We start from the raw sequence: 23662 nt of genomic DNA on the forward strand, positions 1-23662 counted from the left end.
TCAACCGGTCGTTGCAACACGGTGCTTGTCGATCTCTGCAAGGCATTGGTCAAGCGCCTCGGCGGGCGTTTTCCAGCCCAGCGTCTTACGAGGGCGAGCGTTGAGAGTGGCCGCCACGGCAGCGAGTGCCTCCGGATCATGCGCGCAGAGATCCGTGCCCTTGGGGAAGTACTGTCGCAGCAACCCGTTGGTGTTCTCATTGCTGCCGCGCTGCCAAGGGCTTTGCGGATCGCAGAAGTAGACCACCACGCCCGTATCGACCTTGAGGCGGGCATGCTGGGCCATCTCGGCACCCTGATCCCAGGTTAGCGACCGGCGCAGCTCCTGGGCAAGGTGGTGATGGTGCGTGCGATCGCGTTGCGTACCGCTTCGGCACCATGTCCCGCCAGCGCCGGGCCGTTCTTGATACTTGGTCCAGCACCATGACCTTCCATGCGCGGCAGGTGCAACAGCATCGTGAAGCGTGTCGTCCGCTCGACCAGCGTGCCGATCGCCGAGCTGCCAAGACCCAGGATCAGGTTGCCCTCCCAGTGCCCCGGCACCGCCCGGTCATCGGCTTCGGCCGGGCGCTGAGAGATCATGATGTCGGGCGAGACGAAGTTCTTTCCCCGCAGTCCGACCCGCGCCCGCGGCATGCGCAAGGTCCGTCCGGTCCGCAGGCAGGCTGTCAGTTCGCGTCGCAAGGCGCCGCGGCCCTGGACGAAGAGCGCCTGGTAGATGGCTTCGTGACTGATGCGCATCGTCTCGTCATCCGGGAAGTCCATGGCCAGGCGCCTGGCGATCTGTTCCGGGCTCCAGGCCCACGCCCACCGCCGATCCTGCCGCGGCCCGTGCCGACGTCCCTTCCACGACACCGCTGGCCTCGGCACCGGGTTGCCGCAATCGGTACGCACGACGCCTGCGAGCCTCTCTTCCACATAGGAGCGCAAAGCCGCGTTCCCGGCAAGCTTCGTTGCTTTGGGACGACGGGCGGACCGATCGGCGTGCCACTGGGCGACAGTCGCGCGATATTCCAGACCGCCACACCGCGTGGTCGCGTTGCGGCGGACCTCACGCGATATCGTCGAGGCAGAACGGTCGAGCCGTCTTCCGATCTCGTGCAGACTATGACCTTGGACAAGCAGCAGCGCGATGTCCTCGCGTTCCGCCAATGACAGGTATCTGCCCGACAGCGGCTTCGCCGCGGATCTAAACATCGCTGGTGCCATACCGCCCGCCTTCCGGAACCATCTGGTTCCAACAGGTTGCGACACTTTGGCCTTTAACGCAGCCGCCTCACTGCTCATCCCGGTCGCGATCAACGTCCAGAAAAGCTGCTGCTCGCTCCGCGTGGCTACCGGCGGTCGACCGGGCGAGCGCAATCGTGGCCGTGTGCACCGATCCGAACGCCGCTTCTTACTGTCCATGCTACGCCTCCATTTTCGAAGCGTTGCAACGACCGGTTGAGTCCGCCCAATACGTGTCTATCAAGTACACCGAGCGGCTCGCCGAGGCCGGGATCGAGCCGTCGGTCGGCAGTGTCGGCGACAGCTATGACAACGCTTTGGCCGAGACGATCAACGGTCTCTACAAAGCTGAGGTGATCCACAGGCGTGGGCCATGGCGCAGCTTCGGAGCTGTCGAATATCCCACGCTCGAATGGGTCGACTGGTTCAACCATCGTCGGCTGCTGGAGCCCATCGGCAACATCCCGCCCGCCGAGGCCGAAGATCAATATTATGCTGCCGCGGACAACATCGTCGGCGGCAAGGCGCCCTACGGGCATCGCTTACAAAAATGCTGCCGTTCAGACCTCACATCAATTAATGCGCGTGACCTTGGGGTTCCCGCATCTCGAAAGGAAGCGATGCCGGTTCTTCTCCGCCCTCCAAGCACAGGATCGCGGAAAATTCGTGCGGCTCAGCCGGAGCAGTGCTGCTTTGAAAAGGCATGCCCTTTCCGTCGAGCGGATGGAGTTCCAGGATTTCATCGCGCTCGCTCGCGCGGCTGATCACCGCCTTAGCCTTCAAGCCAGGCATGCCGTCATCTAACGTCAAGCGCATCCGCTCACCGTCCGGCGTGTCGGCGATGATCAGCGCTCCGCTGGCAAGATCGCTGCTGAACCGGAATGGGTCGGGGGCGTGATGGTGCGCCGGGCCGACTTGGCTCGGCCTCGGAAGATCGATCGAATCGGCGGCAGTCTGCGCGAAAGTAACATTCGCGGTTTTGAGTGCCGGGACGTGCTCGATCAGTTCTTCCTTGAGGTTTCGCGCGATTGCCATCGCGGCTGGCAGCGTCAGCGCATCATCGACCGTGATAGCGATATCGGCATGGAGCGAATGGCCGATCCAGCGCGCTCGGGCCTCCGCGATGTTGTTGATCCCATCGACATGCTCGGCTGCATGACGGATTTCGGCGGTCACACCGGGCTCGACGCTGTCGAGCGCCCGTGTGATCACAGCCTTGGCGGATTGCCAGACGATGCCCATGATCGCGATAGTGATCATCAGACCGATGATCGGATCGGCCAGCGGGTAGCCGAACCACACGCCGACAGCGCCGAGCACAACGGCAAGCGAGGTCAGGCCGTCGGTCCGAGCATGGTAACCGTCGGCGATCAGCGCGGCGCTGTTCATCTGGCGACCGACGCGAATACGGAATATTGCGACGATCTCGTTGCCGAGAAAGCCGATTACACCGGCTGCCGCCAGCCAGCCAAGATGGCTGACCGCCTGCGGGTGGATCAGACGGCTGATCGCCTGGTAGCCCGCGACGATAGCGCTGAAAAGGATGATGAGGACGATCAGAATACCCGCCAGATCCTCGACCCGACCCAGCCCATAGGTGAACATCTTGGATGGCTTGCGACGGGCGAGCACAAAAGCGAACCACAGGGGAATCGCTGTCGTTGCATCGCCGACATTGTGAATCATGTCGGCGAGCAGCGCGACCGAGCCTGACAGCAGGACGACCGCAAACTGTAGTGCGGCAGTAATTGCGAGGATGACAAACGACCATTTGATCGCCCAGATGCCCCGATCGGAGGTCGTGAGCGAGGGATCGATCACGCCGTGGGTGTGGCCGTGGCCACCGGCACCGCCGCCGTGATCATGACTATGATGCCCTGCCGTAATGTCCTGCCCGCCGAAACCGAGCCATTCGCGGATTGTTGCCATGTTTCAAACCTTCTTTTTTTGCCGGTCGCCACGGACGTCACAGGTATTTGGTCAGCGCCTTGAACTCACGCAGCGCCTGTTCGGTGGTCATGGCGCCATCGCCGACCGCGTCGGCCAGGCAATGTTCCATATGATCATGGATCAGCGCGCGCTTGACCGTGCGTATGGTGCTTTCGACTGCCTGCAACTGCTGCGCGAGTTCGAGGCATGACCGATTTTCGTCGAGCATCGGCAAGATCGACGCGAGGTGGCCATAGGCATGCTTAAGGCCGCGCCGGACTTGGGGATCGGATGCGTGAGAGATGCGCATGCCCTACCCCCTAGGGGTAGGGGGGCAACGCTATAAGACGATCATTTCAGGCTCGACGCGTTTGTGCTCAGCGCCCAGATGGCGGCCGAGCCTCCCCGCGAGGGCACCGCAAGGAATAAGGTGCGAAGCTCGGGCACGAACAGCCCGGTTCGCGCACCCGGAGCAGTAGCGACGCGCACCGTCTCGGCCCCCGCATCCGTGGTAGATACAACGTCGATGTTGCCGGCGCCGCAGACTAGAAAAAATCGATCGCCATCGATAAATAAGTCGTCGGCATCGCCACAGGCCCGGCGAGTTCTGATCTCGTCGCCGCTGTCAGCGCTACGGACCTGCAGCGCGGCAGGGAACCGATACGCGATTGCGAACCATCGCCCGCTCGGATCGATAGCGAGCGGAAAGTTCATGCGGCGTAACCCCGTGGACCACGACGATGTCACTTTCCCGGCATCGATGTCCGCCGCGACGATCACGCCTCGATCGGGAATATTTACAAGCGCTTTGCCGCCGATCAGCCGAAACCCTTCGGGATGGCCCGTGAGCTCGAGCGTCGCGAGCAGGTGGTGCGACGCTGGATCGATCACTGCCAGCGCACCCGAGCCATAGCCCACGACAACGTGACCGTTGCGAGCATCGACCCGCACATTGTCTGCGTCGTCCTCCAGCGTCAGCGTCGCTATTTCATGCCGACCACGTGCATAATAGAAATGGACCGAACCGTCGCCGCACGCGACGAAGACCTGCCCATCGGCCAGCACTGCTAAGCCCTGCGGCTCGTGCAGCCCGGTGATCCGGTCCGCCACCGTGCCAGCAACAAGGTCCACCGCGTCAACCGTGCCGTTGCCATATTCCGCGACGAACAGCAGTTTGTCCCGCAGGTCGATTGCGAAGTGGTCGATGCGACCTGAGACGTCGGGCAGCGCGATCGTCCGTTCGAGACCTAACGGCGATGCTGGATCGCTGGACGAGATTGCGCGAGGGGAAGCGTGACAGGCGTTCGCGAAAAGTGCGGCAAACAGCGGTGTCATCCGAAACAAGCCGGACATCCCGCGCATCATGCGGCCTTGGAGAACCGTACGTCAGCCGAGTGCCAATTCACCGCCCCCATGAACGCATCGACATACGCACCGGCTTTGGCACCATAGTCGATCGCGTAGGCGTGTTCGTACATATCGAGAGCGAGGATCGGCGTGGCTCCCGCCAGCGTCATGGTATGATCGGCCGCCCATTGGTTGACCAGCCGGTTATCGCGGTGACTGTAAGTCAACAGCACCCAGCCCGAGCCACCGCCGAGCACTTTTCCCATCGCGGCGAACTCTGCACGCCAACGCGCATCGCTGCCGAAGTCGCGCTCGATCGCGGCGGAGAGCGCCGAACCGGGGCGTGTCGGTGCTCCGAGGCCAGAAAAATACAGCTCGTGCAGTATCATCGAGTTCCATGCGGTCAATTCTTCGCGTTTGAGCCCGTTGATGGTGAAAACCGCTGCGGTGGTGGGATCGAGCGCAGCAAACTGGCCAGATAATGCCCCGAGGCGCTTCACCGCGCCGACGTAATTATTGTCGTGATGGCTAACGAGCAGCTTTTCCGAAAGACCGGTGATCGCCTTGGGGTCGAATGGCAGAGGCGCAGGCTGCGGCGTGAAGGTTGGGCTGGTGGGGGTAGCGGCTGCGCTTGCCGCCATCGGTACGAGTGCGCACGCGCCCACCGACAGAGCGGCTCCGGCAGCGAGCAAATTGCGACGGTCGATCAGCGCGTCGGTCATTGTCATTCTCCAGGCCGAGGGATGGAAAGTGCGAACACCTACGTTAAGCGATCACGTTCGTCAGAGACAGCGCAATGCCTGACCACGCCGTCATCAAGGTTCGCTGAATTCCAAAACGTTCAATGTGCCTGCCGTCTGGCCAGGACGACCACTTGCGCCAGATTTGGATAGTGGGCTCGCAAAGTGCTCAACGCCGACGCAATCGCCTACTCTCGCCAAAGATGTCGTCTTGCGATGCTTCGAACGCTTCGAAAAAGCGTCGTCGCGCGTGATTTTCGCTGATCACGCCCAGCACCGTGCGGGCGTCGTCGGTCACGACGATCTCATCCGCCGCGACCTTGTCGAATAGCGCCAGCACCGCCTGAATATCGGCTGTCGGCGCAAGCGTCGCATCGGCTAGAGTCGCTATTGCGGAAACGGGCGATCCGCCATCCGCATCCGGATTATAGGCGGCCGCGGTAGGAACAANGTGGGCTCGCAAAGTGCTCAACGCCGACGCAATCGCCTACTCTCGCCAAAGATGTCGTCTTGCGATGCTTCGAACGCTTCGAAAAAGCGTCGTCGCGCGTGATTTTCGCTGATCACGCCCAGCACCGTGCGGGCGTCGTCGGTCACGACGATCTCATCCGCCGCGACCTTGTCGAATAGCGCCAGCACCGCCTGAATATCGGCTGTCGGCGCAAGCGTCGCATCGGCTAGAGTCGCTATTGCGGAAACGGGCGATCCGCCATCCGCATCCGGATTATAGGCGGCCGCGGTAGGAACAATTCCGACATAAGCACCGCTGGAATTGATGAGGATCGCCTTGTTGGTCGATCCGATCGGAACCGCGGTGCGAAACGCGGCGATGGTCATATCGCCAGATGCCGCGGTCCAATCCTTGCGCATGATCTGGCCCGCGGTGATCCCCAGCTTCCACCCGATGTCGCGCGGACCGCGAATGGTCGATCCACGCAAATGCAGCCGCCAAGTCGAGAAGGAATAGCCGAACGCCTCACGCGTCACTGCGCTCGATAGCAGCGAGGCGGTAAGCACGACCCCCATCAGCGCGAAGTCATGTGTCGTCTCCAGCATCAGCATCGCCAGCGTCATCGGTCCACCGACGATCGACACGCTCAGCGCCGCCATCCCGACCAGTGCCGCATCATTGGCATCGAGCGTGAACCCGAGCGCACTCGCATTGATCGCGCCTGCGAAAATCTGCCCGACCAGCGATCCCAGGAATAGCGAGGCGAAGAACAGCCCGCCCCTGAAGCCGAAGCTCAGCGAGATTACCGATGCCGCGATCTTCAGCAGCAAGATGACGACCAGGAGGGCCAGCGCCGGTTGGATCAGTAGATCGAGATGGAGCGCACCGTGACCTGCCGACAGCGACTGGGGCGAAAGCCACGCGATCGGCATCAACAACGCACCGCCGATCAGCGGTCGCCATGCTGCGATCCGCGTCCACCGCTGCACGCGCAATTCCGCGGCGGTGACGAGCCGCATGATCGCGATGCCGATCGCGGCGCAGATCAGCCCCAGCCCGGCATAGGCCAGATAATCGGTCGTGGTCAGAACCCGATCCGCGGTCGTCGCGAGCAGATAGGGCGTCACCCCGAGCACGCGAGTGACGAACGCCGCCGACAAGGCCGCCACCATGACCGGCGCGATGGCGCCGGGGGTGTAATTGCCGATGACGATCTCGAACGCATAAAAGGCGCCGGTCAGTGGCGCACCGAACGCAGCGCCGACCGCGGCACCAGCGCCCGCGCCAACCAGAGTCCGCAGATCGTTGCGCCGCAATTTCAGCCACTGGCCAACAGCCGATGCGATGCCGCCGCCCATCTGCGCATAGGTCGCCTCTAGGCCGACCGATGCGCCCGCGCCGTTGGACAGGATCGTTTGGGCGGCGATGATCAGATTGTCGGTGACCGGGATCCGCCCGCCATGCAACGCATTGGCCTCGACGACGTCGATCGGCGAGCGTGACCTGCTTCGCAGCCCGCGCCCGAGCGCGATCAGCAGCAGGCCGCCGATCGGCAGCGCAAGAAGTCGCCAGGGATGGTGAATCGATTNAGAGTCCGCAGATCGTTGCGCCGCAATTTCAGCCACTGGCCAACAGCCGATGCGATGCCGCCGCCCATCTGCGCATAGGTCGCCTCTAGGCCGACCGATGCGCCCGCGCCGTTGGACAGGATCGTTTGGGCGGCGATGATCAGATTGTCGGTGACCGGGATCCGCCCGCCATGCAACGCATTGGCCTCGACGACGTCGATCGGCGAGCGTGACCTGCTTCGCAGCCCGCGCCCGAGCGCGATCAGCAGCAGGCCGCCGATCGGCAGCGCAAGAAGTCGCCAGGGATGGTGAATCGATTCCAGCGCGCTGAGCCGGTTCACCGTCACGCCGTAAAGGATCCGCTGAATGGAATGCGCGAGCCATTGCTGCACGTTGGTTGATAAGCCCGCACCGAGCCCAACGAGCGCGGCCAGAACGATGAGCGCAGCTTCGCTCTCCCGCAGGAACCGTCACTGTCGACGCGCAAAAAGCCGTAAAAGCAGTTTTCCGGAACGACGCACCCCGTGGCTAAACATCGCACCTCGGGCTTCCGTCAAGGTCAGGATGTCTCCGAGCAGCCAGACGAAGCATTATGCATATCGCCGTGTAGCATGGCCAACCCCCGCGCACGATTGAGCGGGCTGTGGCGAAAGACCCAGTAGCGAACATTCGCGGGCGACTGAGCGGTTCCCAACTTCTGCCATTCGTTCATTTCTGCGCGGCCACGGCTTTCAAGGTCGGGGATCTCGAGCGGGTTCCGCTCAATGTGTGAGTCGATCAGGGATGGCCACCGCGATCCTCGCCCGCTGGGCTCACGACTGAATCACCGAGCGGCCGCACTCCTTGCTCTGCTATGTCACCCCGGCGGTGTTCGCCGCCGAACTCGAAATGCAACGGGCGGGTTAAATCCACCCGTTGCATCGCCTGCGCTAATGCGCAAAACATCGGCCGGTCTCCGGATGCCGTTGGATTAAGGCCGGGGTGAGGGCACGGCGAGCGCACGAATTTACCGAAATCGCTTCGTGCAATGGCGCACGCGGTGGCCATGTTTCCAATGAGTGCGACAAACCGTCCGCATGCGCGATCCGCGATTATGCCGGACGGTGCGGGTCGCGCCGTAGGAATTGGTTTGGCGGCGAACGACAGTGCGCGTTCCGTTGGTACGATCGACGGTCCGGGTCAAAGCGGTTCCACCGGGGCCTTCCGTACGGCTGGTGGTGCGTACGTTGCGGTTTGGCATCTGCGTCTGCGTGGTGCTCTGCGCCATCTGGGCTTGCGCGGGGGTGATGGCGGCAAGCGGCATGAGCGCGCCCAGCGAGAGCATGGCGGTGATGATCGAGCGTTTCATCGAAAGTGCCTTTCAATCACGTCTGGTCGACCCAGGGACGTGCTGAAAAAAAACGGTGTACATGGGCATTTCGTTCCTGTTACCCGCCTCATAGCGATTTTAGCCGATTTCCTCGTGGAAAAAGCGCCCGACCCCGATAGGACCACGCGGACGACGGCGGAAGTGGCTGGTATTCCGCCGGTGCGAGCACCGGCTGCTCCTGGCGCCCCGAGCGTTACGATCGCGATCCCGGTCGGGCGACCGCCATCGGACGCTGTGCACCCCATGGCCTCGCGTCTTCAAGCTCGTACGCCAACCCCAGCAGCAGTGCCTCCGCTCCCACGGCGGCGCCGAATTGCGCGCCGATCGGCAAGCCGGCTGCCGACCACGCGCCGGGTACGCTCATGGCGGGCGCGCCGACGACGTTGTGTGGCGTCGTATAGCCAACATAGCGGGTCAGCCGCTCGGCCATCGTATCCACCGGCAAGTCCGGCGCGAGCCATCCGATTTCGGGCGGTGGTAGCGACAGTACGGGCGACAGGATCATGTCAAATTCGGTCAGCCACGCGTCGTAGATGGGTCGAAGCGAACCGAGATACGCCACCGCCTGTTCGACCGCCCCGTCCGGTGCGCTAGCGACGATGGTCGCCATCGCCAGGCTGAACGGCTCGACCTCGTCGATCCCAGGCGAGCGGCCGAGGCGAACGCCGGTTTCGGCGAGCAGATTGGCGGCGCCTTGCGACCAGGTCAGCAGGAATGCATCGGCCATCCCGACCAGCGGTGCCGGCCAGGCCGTGGGTTCCACGTGGTGACCCAGACGCTCGAGCAGCGCCGCGGTTTCCTCGATGGCGTGCGCCACCTCGGGGTCGGGAGACTGCCCCGACACGCTGTCGAGCAGCAGACCGATCCGCAGCCGCCGCGGGGATGGCGCGCTGATCAGCCCAACCTGCAGCAGGCCGCTGCCCTTTGCTTCGACCGCCGCCAGCAGCGTGGCGCTGTCACGCACGCTGCGGGACACGCACAATTGTACGCTGAGCGGCATCGGGAAATGGCCCGGATCGCTCGCCAAGGTGCGAGCGCGCGACGGCTTGAGCCCGAAGAGGCCGCAGCAAGATGCGGGGATCCGAATCGATCCCCCACCGTCGCTGGCGTGCGCAAAAGGCGCGACGTGCGCCGCTGTTGCCGACGCCGCCCCGCCAGACGACCCGCCAGCCGAGCGCGTCGGACCCCAAGGATTGCGGGTCGGACCGAAAGCCAGCGGCTCCGTGGTGGGGAGAAACCCATGTTCGGGCGTCGCACTTTTGCCGATCGGGTTGAGCCCGGTAGCAAGCATTCCATCGATCAGCGGCGCTTGGCGACCGGCGGCGGACAGTCCTGCGGTCGATCGCGTGCCGAGCCGCGTCGGAAGCCCCGTGAAATCGTCGAGGTCCTTGATGAGAAAGGGCACGCCGGCAAACGGCCCGTTGCCAAGCGGTACCCGCGCCCGGTCGCGGGCGCGTTCATAATCGTCGGTGACCAGGAAATTGAGTTTCGGATTGAGTGATTCCGAACGAGCGATCGCAGCATCGACGACTTCGAGGGCGGATACAGCGCCCGATTTGATCGCCATTGCCGTTTGGGTGGCATCCCAGTCCGCGATATCCGTTGCGCTCATTCCGGCCTCTCCCGCTTATTGTTGCGACACTAGTGGAGGGTATTAGGGATGTCGGCAATGCGACACGTGCCCCGACGCAAGCCAGAACCCGCGAACAGGGGTAGGCACGGTGCCCTGACCTCGCCTCCGTTGCCGCACGTGTAATGCGCGGCGGACGGCATAGCTGGCCGGTCGGTGACAACGAGGCAATGTGGGCGTTCCTGTCTCACGAACGGTGATCGGGCGGGCACCATGGCCCCCGGTGCGCTGTCGGTCGGCGCCGCAGTTCCCGGGGAGGCCGAGCCGCATTTGGCCGCGTGACGATCGAAATGGCGCTGACCGCAAACCTTGCATATAGCCGGGTCCATGCCATTCCTTTCGCAAGTCTCGTCCCGCCTCGTTCTCACCGCAGTGCTGCCGCTGCTCGCCGCCCCGGTGCCGGCGAGCGCGGCGACGTCGCGGCGACAAAAGCCGCGTGCCGCGGCACCGGCACCGGTCAAGACCGAAAATTCCATTATCGCATTGCCGCTGAACCCCGTGGTGCCGGCAGGGCAACGCCTGTGTTCGACGGTGGCACCGTCGGGATTGGGATCAACGATGCTGCGCGCCGGCGCCGGTGCAAAGCCGGGCGCAGGCGATGTCGCGCTGGTCAATTATATCGGCTATCTCGCAGCGACGGGGGCGGTGTTCGACCAAGGGATGCGGTCCCCTTTGCCCGTCGACGGCGTGATCCGGGGCTTCGCGCAAGGATTGCAGACGATGGCCCGGTCCGGCGTCGCGCGTTTCTGCATTCCCGCGGCCTTGGGATATGGCGCCCAGGCCACCGGGCCGATCCCTGCCAATGCCGATCTCGTGTTCCAGGTCGAACTACTGGACTTCAAGACGGCTGCCGAGTTGGAGAGCATGAAACGCGCGCACGCGGCCGAACCCGCTGCGCAGAAGGATGCGCCGCCGCAGCCATAGCCGCGGTTATTACGGAAGGACGACGCAGGAAGCTTGATCGGGCAGCCGATGCCCTGCAGCACCGCACGCGACGACACCGACCGCGCATCCTTCCGTTCGCTTGAGGCGCCTGCCTATGCCGATGCTTATCGAGATACACGATCCGGACGATCGCAGGATCGAGCGCTATCGCGACATCCGCGAGCGCGATCTCGTCGGGCGGGCCGGACTGTTCGTCGCCGAGGGCAAGGTGGTCGTAGAGAAACTGGTCGGCAGCTCGCTGCATCGTCCACTTTCCATGCTGGTTGCCGCGAAGCGTCTGGACGGTCTGCGCTCGCTCCTCGCGCAACTCCCGGAGGACGCACCCGTATTCGTCGCCGCCCAACAGGTGCTCGATGCTATCGCTGGCTTCGCGATGCATCGCGGTATTCTGGCCATCGGTCGCAGATCGGACATGCCCGACGCCGACGCGCTTCTCACCCGATTGCGCGGCGACTGCGATGTCCTGGTGCTGTCGGGCATCGCAAACCACGACAACATGGGCGGCATCTTCCGGAATGCGGCCGCCTTCGGCGCGGCGGCCGTGCTGCTCGACGCCGACTGCTGCGATCCGTTATACCGCAAGGCAATCCGCGTGTCGGTCGGCGCCTCGCTGCTGGTTCCCACCGCTCGGCTCGACCGCGGCGAAGATGTACTCGCCTTGCTGAAGCACCACTCTTTCGAGCCATTTTCGCTCAGTCCCGCCGGCACGACGCTGCTGGCGAACTGGCGCCCAACTCGAAGCAATGCGATGTTGCTCGGAGCCGAAGGGCCTGGCCTTTCCCCCGACGTTCTCCGCCGTACCCCCAGCCTACGCATCGCCATGGCGGCCGGATTCGACTCGTTGAACGTCGCGACGACGTCGGGAATCGTGTTGCATCATCTGACAGCGGCGAGGGAATGACCCAAAAAGCGACATCTTGGGCATCTCGCTACTTATCCAAACCGGACATTATTCCTTCTCTCTCCATGCATTGTATCACTAATTGGTCGGCGCTTGCCCCGGTGACCAGAAAAGCCGGTTCACCATCACTGCCTCGAAAAGCTGAGACGATAGATGTTCGTTCAGCCAGCGTTTGAGGTGCGGCAACGGCAGCGCGTCGAACCACGCGCGGTTGACGGCGGCGAATTGTCGGATGAACGGAATGATCGCAGCATCGGCAAGTCCCCTCGCCGACCCGCACAACTGGCCTTTAGTTGCGAGACGGTTATCGAGCTCACGAAGAAACATCGATCCCTGGTCGCGATGCCCGGCGGGATCGGAGTCATGGCGTTCCGGATACTTGTAGCGATCGAGCGCCTCCTTGAATGGCCCATCGTTGAAAGCGATCAGCGCGGGATCGTCACGCGCCAGCCAATTCTCCGGGTCGCGAGTCTCAAGCGCCCAGCGCATGATGTCCAGGCTTTCGTCGATCACCGCCCCGTCGGGCAGCGCGAGTACAGGCACCGTGCCTTTGGGTGAGGCGGCAAGCAGTGCCTCCGGTTTATCTGCGAGCCTGACTTCGCGTAACTCAACCGATAAGCCACTGATCGCTAACGCCAGCCGTGCCCGCATCGCATAGGGACAACGGCGAAAGCTGTAGAGAATCGGATTAACGGTCTTGATCATCTGCCCTAAACGCCGAGGCCATCGCGCGCCCATCCAACGATGTGGAAGCGCGCTCCTAGCGAACCTGGCCTGACGGATCGCTGACAAAAAAGCCGGATTACCAAATAGGCCGCCGATGCATCGGCTCCAATATCACGTTTCCGCGCAAGCTCCTGACGCCAGGAATGCTCAAAAGTGTTGCCGCACGTCAGCGCTATTCGCGCCATCCTGTGTGCCGCGTTGACAGCGCGCCGTCCGTAACTAAAGTTATGGGCTCAGCCTGCCGACGATCGGTGGCTACGGGACAGAGCGATGCGACTGATCAGCGACCATGTCGTCGAAGGGAATCCCGGTCCCGCATTCCCGCGCGCCTATCCGACGTTAGACGGCGTCGACCTTACCGACCTTCATCGTTTTACAAGCGGCCAGCCTTGGACGGATTTTGCGCGTATGCGCGCCGAGGCTCCGGTCATGTGGCACGATGAGCCGCGCGACCGGCCTGGTTTCTGGGCGGTTACGCGATACGACGACGTCAAGCGCGTGAATGGCAATCCCAGGGCGTTCAGTTCGGAACGCGGCGGCATCAACATGGCGCTGCCCCCACCCGAGCGTCGCACCGACCAGCTGTTCCACGCCGCGATGAACACGATGATCAACCTCGACGGCAACCCGCATCGCCAGCTCCGCAAGGAGCACATGCCGTATTTCACCGCGAGCTATATGCGCGAACTCCGCGCCAAGGTCGCCGCCGAAGTGACGCGGCGGCTCGATGCGATGGCACCGCTCGGCAAATGCGATTTCGTCGGCATGTTCGCCGGGCACATGCCGAGCTTTACGCTCTGCGAGATGCTCGGCGTGCCCGAGGAGGATCGCGAGAAATTCATCCGCTGGATCCATTTCCTCGAAATGTCGCTCCAGATCGGGGCCGAGCAGGAGGGCAAGGAACAGGGCGAACTCACCCCCGAGCTGCAGGGGTTCATCGCGATGTTCAACCACAACGTCGCCGAGATGTTCGAATACGGGCGCACGATGCTCCACAAGCGCCGCCGCGAGCCGCAAAACGACCTGATGAGCGCGATCGCGCATGCGCAGGTCGATGGCGAACTGCTCCCCGACGAATATCTCGACGGATCATGGCTGCTGATCGTGTTCGCGGGCAATGATACGACCCGCAACACCCTGTCGGGCGCGATGAAGCTGTTCACCGAAAACCCCGATCAACGCGAGCGACTCAAGGCGGATATGTCGCTGCTCCCCAATGCGGTCCACGAGATCACGCGGATGATCAGCCCCGTCATCTACATGAAGCGGATCGCGACCGAGGATGTCGAGATCGACGGCCAGCGCATCGCGGAAGGCGAGAAGGTCGTGATGTGGTACGGTGCCGCCAACCGCGATGCGTCGGTCTTTCCGGACCCCGACCGGTTCGACATCGGGCGGGCAAATGCCGAAAAGAACATCGCATTCGGCTACGGCCCGCACATCTGCATCGGCCGACTTGCCGCGCAGGTGCAGCTCGAGGAAAGCTATCGCCAAATCTTCGAGCGCTTCCCCGACATCCGGTGGGAGGGCGATTACGACGTGGCGCCGAACAACTTCGTCCACGGCATCCGTCGGCTCGAGGTGGCATTCACGCCCGAGGGCAAAAGCTAATGCTGACTCGCGGCGACGATTACCCGATCCACCAGACCGCCGAGCCGATCGCGTACGCCGGCACCGACCGCAATTTCTACGACCGCTATTTCTTCAACGGTTATCCGGCTGACGATGGCGGCGATGACGACAACCGGATGTTCGCGATCGCATTCGGCGTCTATCCGCAACTCAACATCGCCGATGCCAGCTTCTGCTGGATGGCGAACGGTAGACAGATCAATCTCCACGCCAGCCGTTGGCTCGACATGGAGCGGATGGCGCCGGCGGTTGGGCCGATCCGCGTTACGGTCGAAGAACCGCTTCAACGGCTGCGCATCACGGTCGACGCGCCCGACCAGGGTATCGCCGCCGATATCGTGTTCACGGGCCGTTCCTTCCCCATCGAGGAATCGCGCTTCACGCGCCGCGTCGGCCCGCGCACGTTCCTCGACTATACCCGGCTGACCCAGAACGGCCGTTATTCGGGCTGGATCGAGATCGATGGCGCGCGCACCGATATCGAAGGCTATGTGGGCACGCGCGACCGTTCCTGGGGCGTGCGCCCGATCGGCGCACGCGACGCGCAACTCCCTGCCCCCGCGATGCCACCCCAATTCTTCTGGCTGTGGAGCCCCTGCGTGTTCGCCGACGGCGATCTGTTCTTCCATACCAACGACGATGCCAACGGTCGGCCCTGGAACCGCCGGTCGGTCTGGGCGCCTCTGGGCACCGATGCGGGCGAAGAAGCGCATTTCGCGAGCGCGGAGGCGCGTATCGACTGGGCCGCAGGCACGCGTAACGCCGTGGCTGCCACCATCGCGCTGGACGGCGGCACGCTCGTCTTCGATCCTCAGGCGACGTTCTTCATGATGGGGCTCGGCTACGGTCACCCGGTCTGGGGCCACGGCATCAACCACGGTGAACTCAAGGTCGAACGCGAGGAATTGCTCAGCGCCGACGTCGACCGGACCCAGCCGCATCACTTTCACATCCAAGCCTTGTCGCGCGTGGTCTGGACAGACGCAGGTGGCCGCACCCGGATCGGCCGCGGCGTGCTCGAACAATTGGTGCTGGGCCCGTATGTCCCCGGCGGCTTCACCGGAATGATCGACTGCGCATGAGCATCGACATGCAAATCGCCGCCTATCTGACCCGCGTGTGGCGCGTGCCGGTCACGATCGAACATCTCGCGCGAATCCCGGGCGGGGCAAGCCGCGAAACCTATCGCTTCGATGCGACCGCAGGAGGCAGGATACGCCAGCTGATCTTGCGCCGCGACCCCGTCGGCAGCTTGCTCGACACCGACCGCCAGATCGAATTCGAGGCCTATCGAACCGCCTGCGGGCGCCTCCCCGTGCCCGAGCCGATCGCCTTCGAACGCGACGGTGCAGAACTCGAACGGCCGTTTTTTCTGATGGAGCGGATCGACGGCGGCATTGTGGCTTCTCCGTTCACCGCCGCCCCCTTTGGCTCACACGCCAGCAAGATCGGTGAAGCGTTTTTCCGCCATCTCGGCACATTGGCCGCGATGGATCCCGCCCCGACGCCGCTTGGCGATATACTGGCCGCGCCGGCCCCGTATACCTGCTGGCGGGTGGCGCTGGATCATTGGGCGGGGGTGATCGATGCCGACGAAGCACATCCCCAACCGATCGTCCGCGCCGCGATCCGCCGCCTGCGCGCCCATCCTCCCCCACCCGCTCAAGCGGTTCGCATCGTCCACGGCGATTACCGGTCGGGCAATATCATCCACGATGGAGTGGGTGGCATCCTCGCGATCCTCGACTGGGAAATGGCCCATCTCGGCGATCCGATCGAGGACCTCGGCTGGGCGTTCGATCCCATCTGGAACCATTTCGACGACGGTGTCGTGTGCGGCATGATCCCGCGCGCGAATGCGATCGCAGCGTGGGAGGCGGCGAGCGGACTGACCGTCGACCCGGTGGCGTTACGCTGGTGGTCGCTGTTCAATGCGGTCAAGGGCCAAGCGATCTGGACGAGCGCCGCGCGCGAATATCGCGCTAACGGATGCATCGACCCGGTGCTCGGCATTTCCGGCTGGTACACCGCCCGTCGCCATGATGAAATCATCGCTGCCCAATTGATCGCCTTTGCGGAGGCCACCGCATGACCCCGACTCTGCCCGAAATCCTGCGCGGTAATTTCATGTCACTCGCGCAGCCGCAGACCCCGGATATGGCCGGAGATTTCATGACGTCGCGGATCGGGGTGATCGCGCTCCTCAACCTGCTCGCCGCGCAGGACGCCGAACGCGGCACGGCGGCGATTGTCGCGGAAAACGCCGCTATCGAATCGATGCTGCAGGCCTCCACGACATATGCCGTGGTTTGCCCCGATCCCGCCAATGCGATCACGCCTGCTGCGATCGATGCGCGCAATGCTGCGCTTCGCCGCGCCTTGATAGTGCTCCACACCGCCGTCGAGTCACTTGGCGACAACGATACCGATCGTCGCATTCTCGCGCTCTATGCCCTCATGGCTGCAGGCCGACGGCTGGAGTTGCCACCGCTTCCATAGAGGATGCGGTGATAAATTAATGGCGCGAGCGGTGCGATTAGCGTTCGAGCGTTCGAGCGTTCGAGCGTTCGAGCGTTCGAGCGTCAGGACGCCGTTAGCAGCAATCCGATAGATCGCCGCCATTCCTCCCTCGCGCTGCTAGGGATCAGGAACTCCCAGCCCGCCCGTTCAGCGCGCTGATCGCTGAACATGGCCAGATGTCGGCTCATGGGATCGCTCCGTGGCCCGCTGGGCAATTGAGCATGGGCGTAAACCACTCAGCCGATCGCTTCGACCACTCGTCAGACCGCGCACTCCCCTGCGTCCGGCAACTGACCAAGTCGCTCTTGCGGTGATCCCGACACCGCCTTACACCGATAGCACACTCAAGGGGGACTTGATCCATGCGCGCTACCTTCGTCGCCGCGGTTGCCGCTTCGCTGCCTTCAACCACCGCGCTTGCTCAGGCCCGTGCGACGACCGCACCCCCCCGCCTCCAAGATCGTCCCCGATGCCAACGCGCCCAAGGGCAAGCTCCCCGACGCCGCAATCCCGAAAGCCTATCGCCTCGATTTCACCATCCTGCCCGAGGCGAACACTTTTTCCGGCCATGATGAGATTGACGTCACGCTCAATGCTGCGACCAAATCGCTTTACCTGCACGGCCGCGATCTGACCGTCTCGAAGGTCGTCGCGATGGCCGGCGGCAGAGCGGTTCCCGGGACCTTCACGCAGGTCGACTCCACCGGCACCGCACGGCTCGATTTTGGGCAAGTCCTACCCGCTGGCCCGGCCACGCTCGCATTCGATTATACTGGCGTGTTCGGGGATAGCGCCTCGGGGCTTTTCCACGTCAAAGTCGGCGATGCGTGGTATTCGTGGACGCAGTTCGAGAGCATCGACGCGCGTGCCGCGTATCCCGGCTTCGACGAGCCCGGCTTCAAGACCCCGTTCACTGTCTCGGTTACCACACATCCCGGCCTCGTCGTCGTCGGGAATGCGCCTGAGGCCTCCGTAACGACAGTTGCGGGCGGGATGGAGAAGCACCAGCTCGCCGCTACCAAACCGCTCCCCACCTATCTCGTCGCGGTCGATACCGGGCCTTTCACCCGTCGCACCGGCATGATCCCACCCACGCCCGAGCGCTCCGCGCCGATGCCCTATGGCGCGGTCGCGACCGCGGCGCAGAAGGATAAGATGAGCTATGTGATGGCGGAGACGCCGCGCATCGTTTCCTTGCTCGAAAACTATTTCGGCGAACCCTTCCCGTTTCCGAAACTCGATCAGATCGGCACGCCGATCATGCCTGGCGCGATGGAAAATGCGGGCGCCGACACCTACGGCGACGGCATCATCTATCTCGCCCCCGGCGCGACGACGGGCGAGAAGCAGGAGTTCGGCATGGTCGTCGCGCACGAGCTGTCGCACCAATGGTTCGGCGATCTGGTGACACCGGCGTGGTGGGACCACATCCGGGCAAGCAGAAACTCCGTCAACAGCTAGTTGGTCTGGTTTCGGACGACGCGCGCGATCCCGCGATCCGCGCCACGCTGAAGGCGGCGGGCAACAAATACCTTGCCGGAGACGAAACCGCGCTCGATCCTGCGTTCATCGGCGCTGCGCTCAATGTGGTGGCCGAAGACGGGGGCCTGCCCGCGGTCAAGACGCTGGTCGATCGAGCGCTGGCGAGCGAGAATCCGATGTTCCGGCAAAACGCGCTCGGCGCCGCAGCGGGTAGCGGCGATGCCGACGCAGCGAACTATATCCTGGCGCTGGACGATAAGCGCATGCGCAGTTTCGATCGGATCGGGCTGATCTTTGGGATCGTCGGCAATCTCGACACACGCGATTTAGGCACTGACTGGATCCTAGCTAATTACGAAAAACTCGCCGCCAGCGGAAATGGCGTCTTCATCACCAGTCACCTTCCTCAGGCGTTCAGCGGGCAATGCGGCGCGGACCAGGCGAACCGTATCGACGCCAAGGTTGGCGTGGCGATCCGGAAACTGAACGTCGGACTGCTCAACTACCAGCGCACGCTGGAGGGTATCCGCAATTGCGGCAGCCTGCGCCAAGCCAAAGGGGCTGAAATCGCCGCCGCCATCGCGGAGAAATAGTGATGGTTCATCCACGAGCAGGCGACTCCATCGAACCGAGATGCCCCCAAAAGGATACGATCGATGCGTAAGCTGACCGGCGCGGCGTTCGTGTCGCTTGACGGCGTGACCGGTGCCGACAGCCAACCATCCTCACCCCGCACAAGCCCGATGGAGGCCGAACGCCAGCGCAGGCTGATTGAGGGCACCTGGTAGCAACGGGATCTGCGCTTCATCCCAGTAGTCACAGACGACCCAACTCCAGACGTTCGCGGTCGCTTCTCGGCTTCCCCTTTTCGGCCGTCTGTTCATGTTGAACGATGCCGCCCGAATCACAAAAATGGCCGGTCCCAGAACCTCGTGACGCTTATCAGGTGGTTTACAGAGACGGTTCTCGATGATGCGATTAAAATTGCCCCCAATTGCTACGACTGCAGGCCGAAATTCTGGCGTGGTCCTGAGGCACCTAGCCGCCGGCCGGCAGCAGATCTGACTGTACTCGTCGAGGTCGAGGATTGCCCTGAACTGAAGCTACCCGCCGTGCCCGACGCTGATTGCGAACAATCCGGCCACGCCTGTGGCGTATAGAATAAGAACGATTAGTGAGTCGATTCCCATCCCGAGCACCTGTCGCTTGGGGCGGAAGATCAGGCCCGCCGCATAGACGCACGTCAGCAGAATCCCGAGCCCGGCAAGATAGATATCGCTCGCTTGCGCATCGGGCAGCACCGCCTTGCCCGAGATCAGCACTGCCAGCAAAAACAGCACCGGCAGGAAGGCATTGCCGCCGAAGATGTCGCTGATCGCGAGCTGATAATCCTTCATCCGCACCGATGTGATCCCGGACGACAGTTCGGGCAGCGAGGTCGCGGCGGCGAGGACGGTCGCGCCGAACAGCACGCCACTCAGCCCGATCGACGATGCGATCGCCTCGCCGCTACGCTCGAGCGCGACGCCTGCGACGAGTGTGGCGACCGCCGCCGCGGCGAAGATCAACAGCAGCCGCGTGGCCGACTCGGATCGCGCGGCCGACGCGTGCTGCTTGGAGGTCTGAGAATGCCCCTTAGGTTTTTCCTGCGCGTCCGGGGCATTGCCGCTTCCTTCGTGCCACGGGAGACTGTTCGCGGCGCGGCCCGACAGCCACACGCCGGCGATCCAGATCGCGGCGATCATCACCGTTCCCGGCGTCAGACGTGCGATGATCAGGCTGTTGGGCAGTTGCGTCGCCATGATCGCGACGATCAGCACGGCGATGACGAGCACCGCCTCGATCACCAGCGACAGGCTGGCAGCGCGATACTACATCGGCACCTTTTCCTTCATTGCCACATCCATCGCGACTAGCACGACCGTTTGGATCGCGATCCCGCCGAGGATGTTACCGACGGCGACGCCGACATCTCCTGACACCGCCGCGCTTATCGTAATCGCAATCTCGGGCAGGTTCGTCGCGATCGCGAGGACAACGACACCGCCCAGCGCCTTGCCGAGGTGGAGTCGCGCCGAGAGGATGTCGATTGTGTCGGCGAGTTTGACCCCGGCGAACCAGATGACCGTTGCGCTGGCAACGAAGATCGCGAGCGCAATCAGAGGAGTGGCTGGCATCACAGTGGCATTCTATCATCCGCGCGTGATCCCGCCATGCTGTAAGGCGGGGGCGCCTCGCTCATGTCTCACGCCGCTGCCGCAGCCTGCTTGCGCTACCGCGGTGTCGGTCGAATTCCGCCCGGCGCCCGGCGCTTCGGGCCTTAAGAAGATCATGTCGCGAGAGGATGCCGACCACTTTACTGCTGACAGGATCGACGATGGGTATTCGCCCGATCCCGGTCGCGACCATGAGATCGGCAACCACGCCGATCGGGGTGGCGGGATAGGCCAGAGGGTGAGACGCGTCCGAGAAGGCATCGGCGAGAGTCGCGTCCGGAAGCTCGCCTTGGACTTGCCAGTGCAGCGCATCCGAGCGCGAGACCAGCCCCAACAGGTGCCCGTAAAGATCGACGACTGGATAGCTGCGATGCTCCGCCGTCTCGGCAAAAAAGTCGACTGCGGCGCGCGTCGACATTCCGCCGGGCAAGCACACCGGAGCGTGGGTCATGATCTGCTCGGCCTGGAGGAACTCAAGTGCGTCGACCGTATATTCCTGGAGGATATGGCGGCCACGGCGCGCGATCTTCTCAGTCAGGATCGACCGGCGCATGATCAGGACGCTGACCGCATAAGCTCCGGCAGAGGCTGCGATTGTGGACGGCAGGGCGTCAAAATGGCCGGTCAGCTCGACGACGAAGATCGCGCCCATCAGCGGGGCGCGCATCGCGCCGCTCAGGATCCCCGCCATACCGATCAACGCCCAGAAGCCCGACGCGCCCGGCAACACCTGCCCGGCAAGCGCACCGAGCGCGCCGCCAAGTATCAACAATGGCGCAAGCACCCCGCCCGAGGTTCCCGACCCGAGCGCGACCAGCCAGACGACCGCCTTGACCACCAACAAGGCCAGCACCACGCGCGCCACGAGCGAACCGTCGAGCAACGCCTGGATATTGCCATAGCCCGCACCAAGCACATGCGCGTCGATCAGTCCGCCGAGCCCAACGACCAGGCCGCCGATCGCGGGCCACCACATCCAATGGACCGGCAAATGGTGGAACAGGTCTTCGATCCGGTACAGCAACGCAGACAGGATGGTGGCCTCGACCCCCAGCACCATACCAAGGCCGAGAGCCAGCGCTCCAGTCTCCCAGAAGGCGACGACCGGCACCGCTGCGAACGGAAAGAGCGGCCCGGCGCCGAGTAGGAAGGGGCGAACTGCGATTGCGACCAGAACCGCGACGGCCACCGGCACAAAACTGCGCGGTTTCCATTCGAACAACAGCACCTCGATCGCGAGCAGGATCGCGGCGAGCGGCGTGCCGAAAATGCCCGTCATGCCCGCTGCCGCGCCGGCGACAAGCAGGGTCTTGCGCTCGGCGGCGGTCATGTGGAAGCGCTGCGCAAACAGCGAGCCGATCGCGCCGCCCGTCATGATGATGGGGCCCTCGGCACCGAACGGACCGCCACTGCCGATCGAAATCGCCGACGACAAGGGCTTGAGGATCGCGACCTTGAGCGACAAGCGGCTTTCGCCATAGAGGATCGCCTCGATCGCTTCGGGAATGCCATGCCCCTTGATCTTGTCCGAGCCGTAGCGTGCCATCAGCCCGATCATCAGGCTACCGATGACCGGGATGAGGACGACCAACAAACCGACATGCGCGTCGACCGGATCGACGGCGGCGATCGACAGGCGCGCGAACCAGAACAGGTTGGTGGCGATGGCGATCAGCTTGATCAGCACCCACGCACCGCCCGCAGCACCCGCACCGATGACGATTGCCGCCGCGGCCAGTATAATCATCCGCCGGTCGGCGCTGTGATCGCGCAACGGGCGGAGCGTGGTGTTAGGGGTCGGTCGAATGGACATTGTGGCTCGCACTAAGGAGTGTGGCACATATATCGCAACACGACATACTTCAAGCCAAGGAAAGAGAAGCAGTGCCCAGCGACTCATTGACTGACACCGACTACGCTGCGCTAGCCGACTTTCGGTACGCGCTTCGAGAATTCCAGGCGTTCAGCGAAAGCCGCGTCGCGGAGTTCGGTTTGACGCCGCAGCAACATCAAGCGCTGCTCGCGATCCGGGGCGCAACCACTGATGCAGTAACGATCGGCTATGTCGCTGGCCGTCTTATCTTGAAGCCGCATAGCGCGTCGGGACTGATCGCCCGCCTGGAAACGCTGGACCTGGTCGCGAGGCAACCATCGACAACCGACGGCCGCCGGACGGTGCTCGAACTGACCGCGCGAGCGCAGACGCTGCTTGAGCAGTTGTCGGCCATTCATCGCGAGGAGGTCGTTCGCTTGCGTCCTCTGCTCAAGACCCTCCTCGACGCTTTTCGTTGACCGGGCCCATCGTTTCGACTTGCAGGGAATATCGTACTGCGATATTTTGTGAGAGAAGAGGAAAGGTGTCATGCGCATGATCCTGACAATGGGCTATTCGCTTCTGGCTCGACCAGCACCAGCGCCTGCGGGATCGAGCGCTTTTCGACGTCGCGATCGACAGCAAGCTGCGCGGTTGCGATGTCGTGAAAGTCCGCATCGGCGACATCGTTGCCGGTGGCCGCATTCGGGATCGCGCGATCGTGGTTCAGCAAAAGACGAAACGACCCGTGCAGTTCGAGATCGTCGAGCCTGCCCGTAGGACCCTGTTCGCCTGGCTCGAGCGCCGTGGCGGCACATTGAACGATTTCGTCTTCCCCAGCCGTAACAACTATATGGGGCACATGAGCACCAGGCAGTACGCCCGCCTCGTTCGCGAGTGGATCGTCGGCATCGGCCTCCAAGCCGAGGATTACGGCACTCACTAACTTCGACCCACCAAGGCGTCGATCATCTACAAGGCGACGGGCAACCTGCGCGCGGTGCAAATCCTACTTGGCCATGCCAAGATCGAGAGCACCGTTCGCTACCTTGGTGTCGATGTCGAAGACGCCTTGGAGCTGTCGGAGCGGACCGAGGTCTGACGCGACCGGCGTGACCCAAAGGCAGCCGTTCGCGACCTCCTAATGGTTTCGCAACTTCGGCCTTT

General features: G+C 63.4%; 21 protein-coding genes and 4 pseudogenes. 12 read left to right on the top strand and 13 right to left on the bottom strand.

Going from position 1 to position 23662, the window contains the following annotated elements; translation table 11 throughout:
* A pseudogene (locus tag EAH84_RS16515) lies at positions 1–1406 on the bottom strand (IS30 family transposase).
* A gap of 44 nt (positions 1407–1450) precedes the next feature.
* Here EAH84_RS16515 and EAH84_RS04585 point away from each other — a divergent pair.
* Positions 1451–1726 (top strand): annotated as a pseudogene (locus tag EAH84_RS04585) (integrase core domain-containing protein); the annotation flags it as partial.
* Between the two features lie 76 nt (positions 1727–1802).
* Here EAH84_RS04585 and EAH84_RS04590 read toward each other — a convergent pair.
* The 8 genes and pseudogenes from EAH84_RS04590 to EAH84_RS04625 form a co-directional block, all read right to left on the bottom strand.
* On the bottom strand, positions 1803–3155 hold the full coding sequence (locus tag EAH84_RS04590) for a cation diffusion facilitator family transporter (protein WP_140868323.1): 1353 nt from the start codon (positions 3153–3155) through the stop codon (positions 1803–1805).
* A gap of 37 nt (positions 3156–3192) precedes the next feature.
* Positions 3193–3465, bottom strand: a complete 273-nt coding sequence (locus EAH84_RS04595) for a metal-sensing transcriptional repressor (RefSeq protein ID WP_140868326.1) — start codon at positions 3463–3465, stop codon at positions 3193–3195.
* Between the two features lie 41 nt (positions 3466–3506).
* Positions 3507–4517, bottom strand: a complete 1011-nt coding sequence (locus EAH84_RS04600) for a YncE family protein (protein ID WP_140868329.1) — start codon at positions 4515–4517, stop codon at positions 3507–3509.
* Positions 4517–5224 carry a superoxide dismutase gene (locus EAH84_RS04605; protein WP_140868332.1) on the bottom strand — a complete coding sequence of 236 codons (708 nt, stop codon included), beginning with the start codon at positions 5222–5224 and terminating at the stop codon, positions 4517–4519. The genes EAH84_RS04600 and EAH84_RS04605 overlap by 1 nt, the downstream gene beginning before the upstream one ends.
* A gap of 187 nt (positions 5225–5411) precedes the next feature.
* The gene (locus EAH84_RS15875) at positions 5412–5582 is read right to left on the bottom strand and encodes a hypothetical protein (RefSeq protein ID WP_161978330.1); all 171 of its coding nucleotides are present in this window, start codon (positions 5580–5582) and stop codon (positions 5412–5414) included.
* Positions 5583–5710: 128 nt separating this feature from the next.
* Positions 5711–7645 (bottom strand): annotated as a pseudogene (locus EAH84_RS04610) (chloride channel protein); the annotation flags it as partial.
* 622 nt (positions 7646–8267) lie between these two features.
* On the bottom strand, positions 8268–8609 hold the full coding sequence (locus tag EAH84_RS04620) for a hypothetical protein (protein WP_140868335.1): 342 nt from the start codon (positions 8607–8609) through the stop codon (positions 8268–8270).
* 214 nt (positions 8610–8823) lie between these two features.
* Positions 8824–10242, bottom strand: a complete 1419-nt coding sequence (locus EAH84_RS04625) for an amidase (RefSeq protein ID WP_140868338.1) — start codon at positions 10240–10242, stop codon at positions 8824–8826.
* A 390-nt stretch (positions 10243–10632) separates the two neighbouring features.
* Between EAH84_RS04625 and EAH84_RS04630 the strand changes: the two genes are divergently transcribed.
* On the top strand, positions 10633–11184 hold the full coding sequence (locus EAH84_RS04630; protein WP_161978331.1) for an FKBP-type peptidyl-prolyl cis-trans isomerase: 552 nt from the start codon (positions 10633–10635) through the stop codon (positions 11182–11184).
* A 115-nt stretch (positions 11185–11299) separates the two neighbouring features.
* Positions 11300–12106 carry a TrmH family RNA methyltransferase gene (locus tag EAH84_RS04635; RefSeq protein WP_140868344.1) on the top strand — a complete coding sequence of 269 codons (807 nt, stop codon included), beginning with the start codon at positions 11300–11302 and terminating at the stop codon, positions 12104–12106.
* Positions 12107–12184: 78 nt separating this feature from the next.
* Here the strand turns inward: EAH84_RS04635 and EAH84_RS04640 are convergent, their stop codons facing one another.
* Positions 12185–12811, bottom strand: a complete 627-nt coding sequence (locus tag EAH84_RS04640; protein WP_140868347.1) for a glutathione S-transferase — start codon at positions 12809–12811, stop codon at positions 12185–12187.
* A 450-nt stretch (positions 12812–13261) separates the two neighbouring features.
* On the opposite strand from EAH84_RS04640, the gene EAH84_RS04645 reads away from it, so the two are divergent.
* From EAH84_RS04645 to EAH84_RS16520, 7 genes are all read left to right on the top strand, one after another.
* Positions 13262–14443 (top strand): cytochrome P450, encoded by a 1182-nt coding sequence (locus EAH84_RS04645; RefSeq protein ID WP_206663932.1) that lies wholly within the window; start codon positions 13262–13264, stop codon positions 14441–14443.
* Positions 14443–15546 (top strand): hypothetical protein, encoded by a 1104-nt coding sequence (locus tag EAH84_RS04650; RefSeq protein ID WP_140868353.1) that lies wholly within the window; start codon positions 14443–14445, stop codon positions 15544–15546. The genes EAH84_RS04645 and EAH84_RS04650 overlap by 1 nt, the downstream gene beginning before the upstream one ends.
* Positions 15547–15554: 8 nt before the next feature.
* A complete protein-coding gene (locus EAH84_RS04655; RefSeq protein ID WP_241656470.1) occupies positions 15555–16556 on the top strand; it encodes a phosphotransferase family protein in 1002 nt (333 codons plus the stop codon).
* Positions 16553–16963: a hypothetical protein gene (locus EAH84_RS04660; RefSeq protein WP_140868359.1), complete on the top strand. Its 411-nt coding sequence runs from the start codon at positions 16553–16555 to the stop codon at positions 16961–16963. Before EAH84_RS04655 ends, EAH84_RS04660 begins: the two co-directional genes overlap by 4 nt.
* A 450-nt stretch (positions 16964–17413) precedes the next feature.
* Positions 17414–18445 carry a M1 family aminopeptidase gene (locus tag EAH84_RS16200; RefSeq protein ID WP_241656458.1) on the top strand — a complete coding sequence of 344 codons (1032 nt, stop codon included), beginning with the start codon at positions 17414–17416 and terminating at the stop codon, positions 18443–18445.
* Positions 18400–19059 (top strand): ERAP1-like C-terminal domain-containing protein, encoded by a 660-nt coding sequence (locus EAH84_RS16205; protein WP_241656459.1) that lies wholly within the window; start codon positions 18400–18402, stop codon positions 19057–19059. The genes EAH84_RS16200 and EAH84_RS16205 overlap by 46 nt, the downstream gene beginning before the upstream one ends.
* A 63-nt stretch (positions 19060–19122) precedes the next feature.
* A complete protein-coding gene (locus EAH84_RS16520; protein WP_277753718.1) occupies positions 19123–19254 on the top strand; it encodes a hypothetical protein in 132 nt (43 codons plus the stop codon).
* A 315-nt stretch (positions 19255–19569) separates the two neighbouring features.
* On the opposite strand, the gene EAH84_RS04670 is transcribed toward EAH84_RS16520, so the two are convergent.
* From EAH84_RS04670 to EAH84_RS04675, 3 genes are all read right to left on the bottom strand, one after another.
* On the bottom strand, positions 19570–20313 hold the full coding sequence (locus tag EAH84_RS04670; protein ID WP_206663934.1) for a hypothetical protein: 744 nt from the start codon (positions 20311–20313) through the stop codon (positions 19570–19572).
* A 24-nt stretch (positions 20314–20337) separates the two neighbouring features.
* Positions 20338–20643 carry a hypothetical protein gene (locus EAH84_RS16210; protein ID WP_206663935.1) on the bottom strand — a complete coding sequence of 102 codons (306 nt, stop codon included), beginning with the start codon at positions 20641–20643 and terminating at the stop codon, positions 20338–20340.
* A gap of 61 nt (positions 20644–20704) precedes the next feature.
* Positions 20705–22495 (bottom strand): chloride channel protein, encoded by a 1791-nt coding sequence (locus tag EAH84_RS04675; RefSeq protein ID WP_425326439.1) that lies wholly within the window; start codon positions 22493–22495, stop codon positions 20705–20707.
* Between the two features lie 86 nt (positions 22496–22581).
* On the opposite strand from EAH84_RS04675, the gene EAH84_RS04680 reads away from it, so the two are divergent.
* Both EAH84_RS04680 and EAH84_RS16315 read left to right on the top strand, forming a co-directional pair.
* Positions 22582–22974, top strand: a complete 393-nt coding sequence (locus EAH84_RS04680; protein WP_206663936.1) for a MarR family winged helix-turn-helix transcriptional regulator — start codon at positions 22582–22584, stop codon at positions 22972–22974.
* A gap of 89 nt (positions 22975–23063) precedes the next feature.
* Positions 23064–23597: pseudogene (locus EAH84_RS16315) on the top strand (tyrosine-type recombinase/integrase); the annotation flags it as partial.
* Positions 23598–23662 lie beyond the last annotated feature (65 nt).

Source organism: Sphingomonas oligophenolica, from assembly GCF_006438955.1.
Classification (GTDB): Bacteria; Pseudomonadota; Alphaproteobacteria; order Sphingomonadales; family Sphingomonadaceae; genus Sphingomonas; species Sphingomonas oligophenolica_A.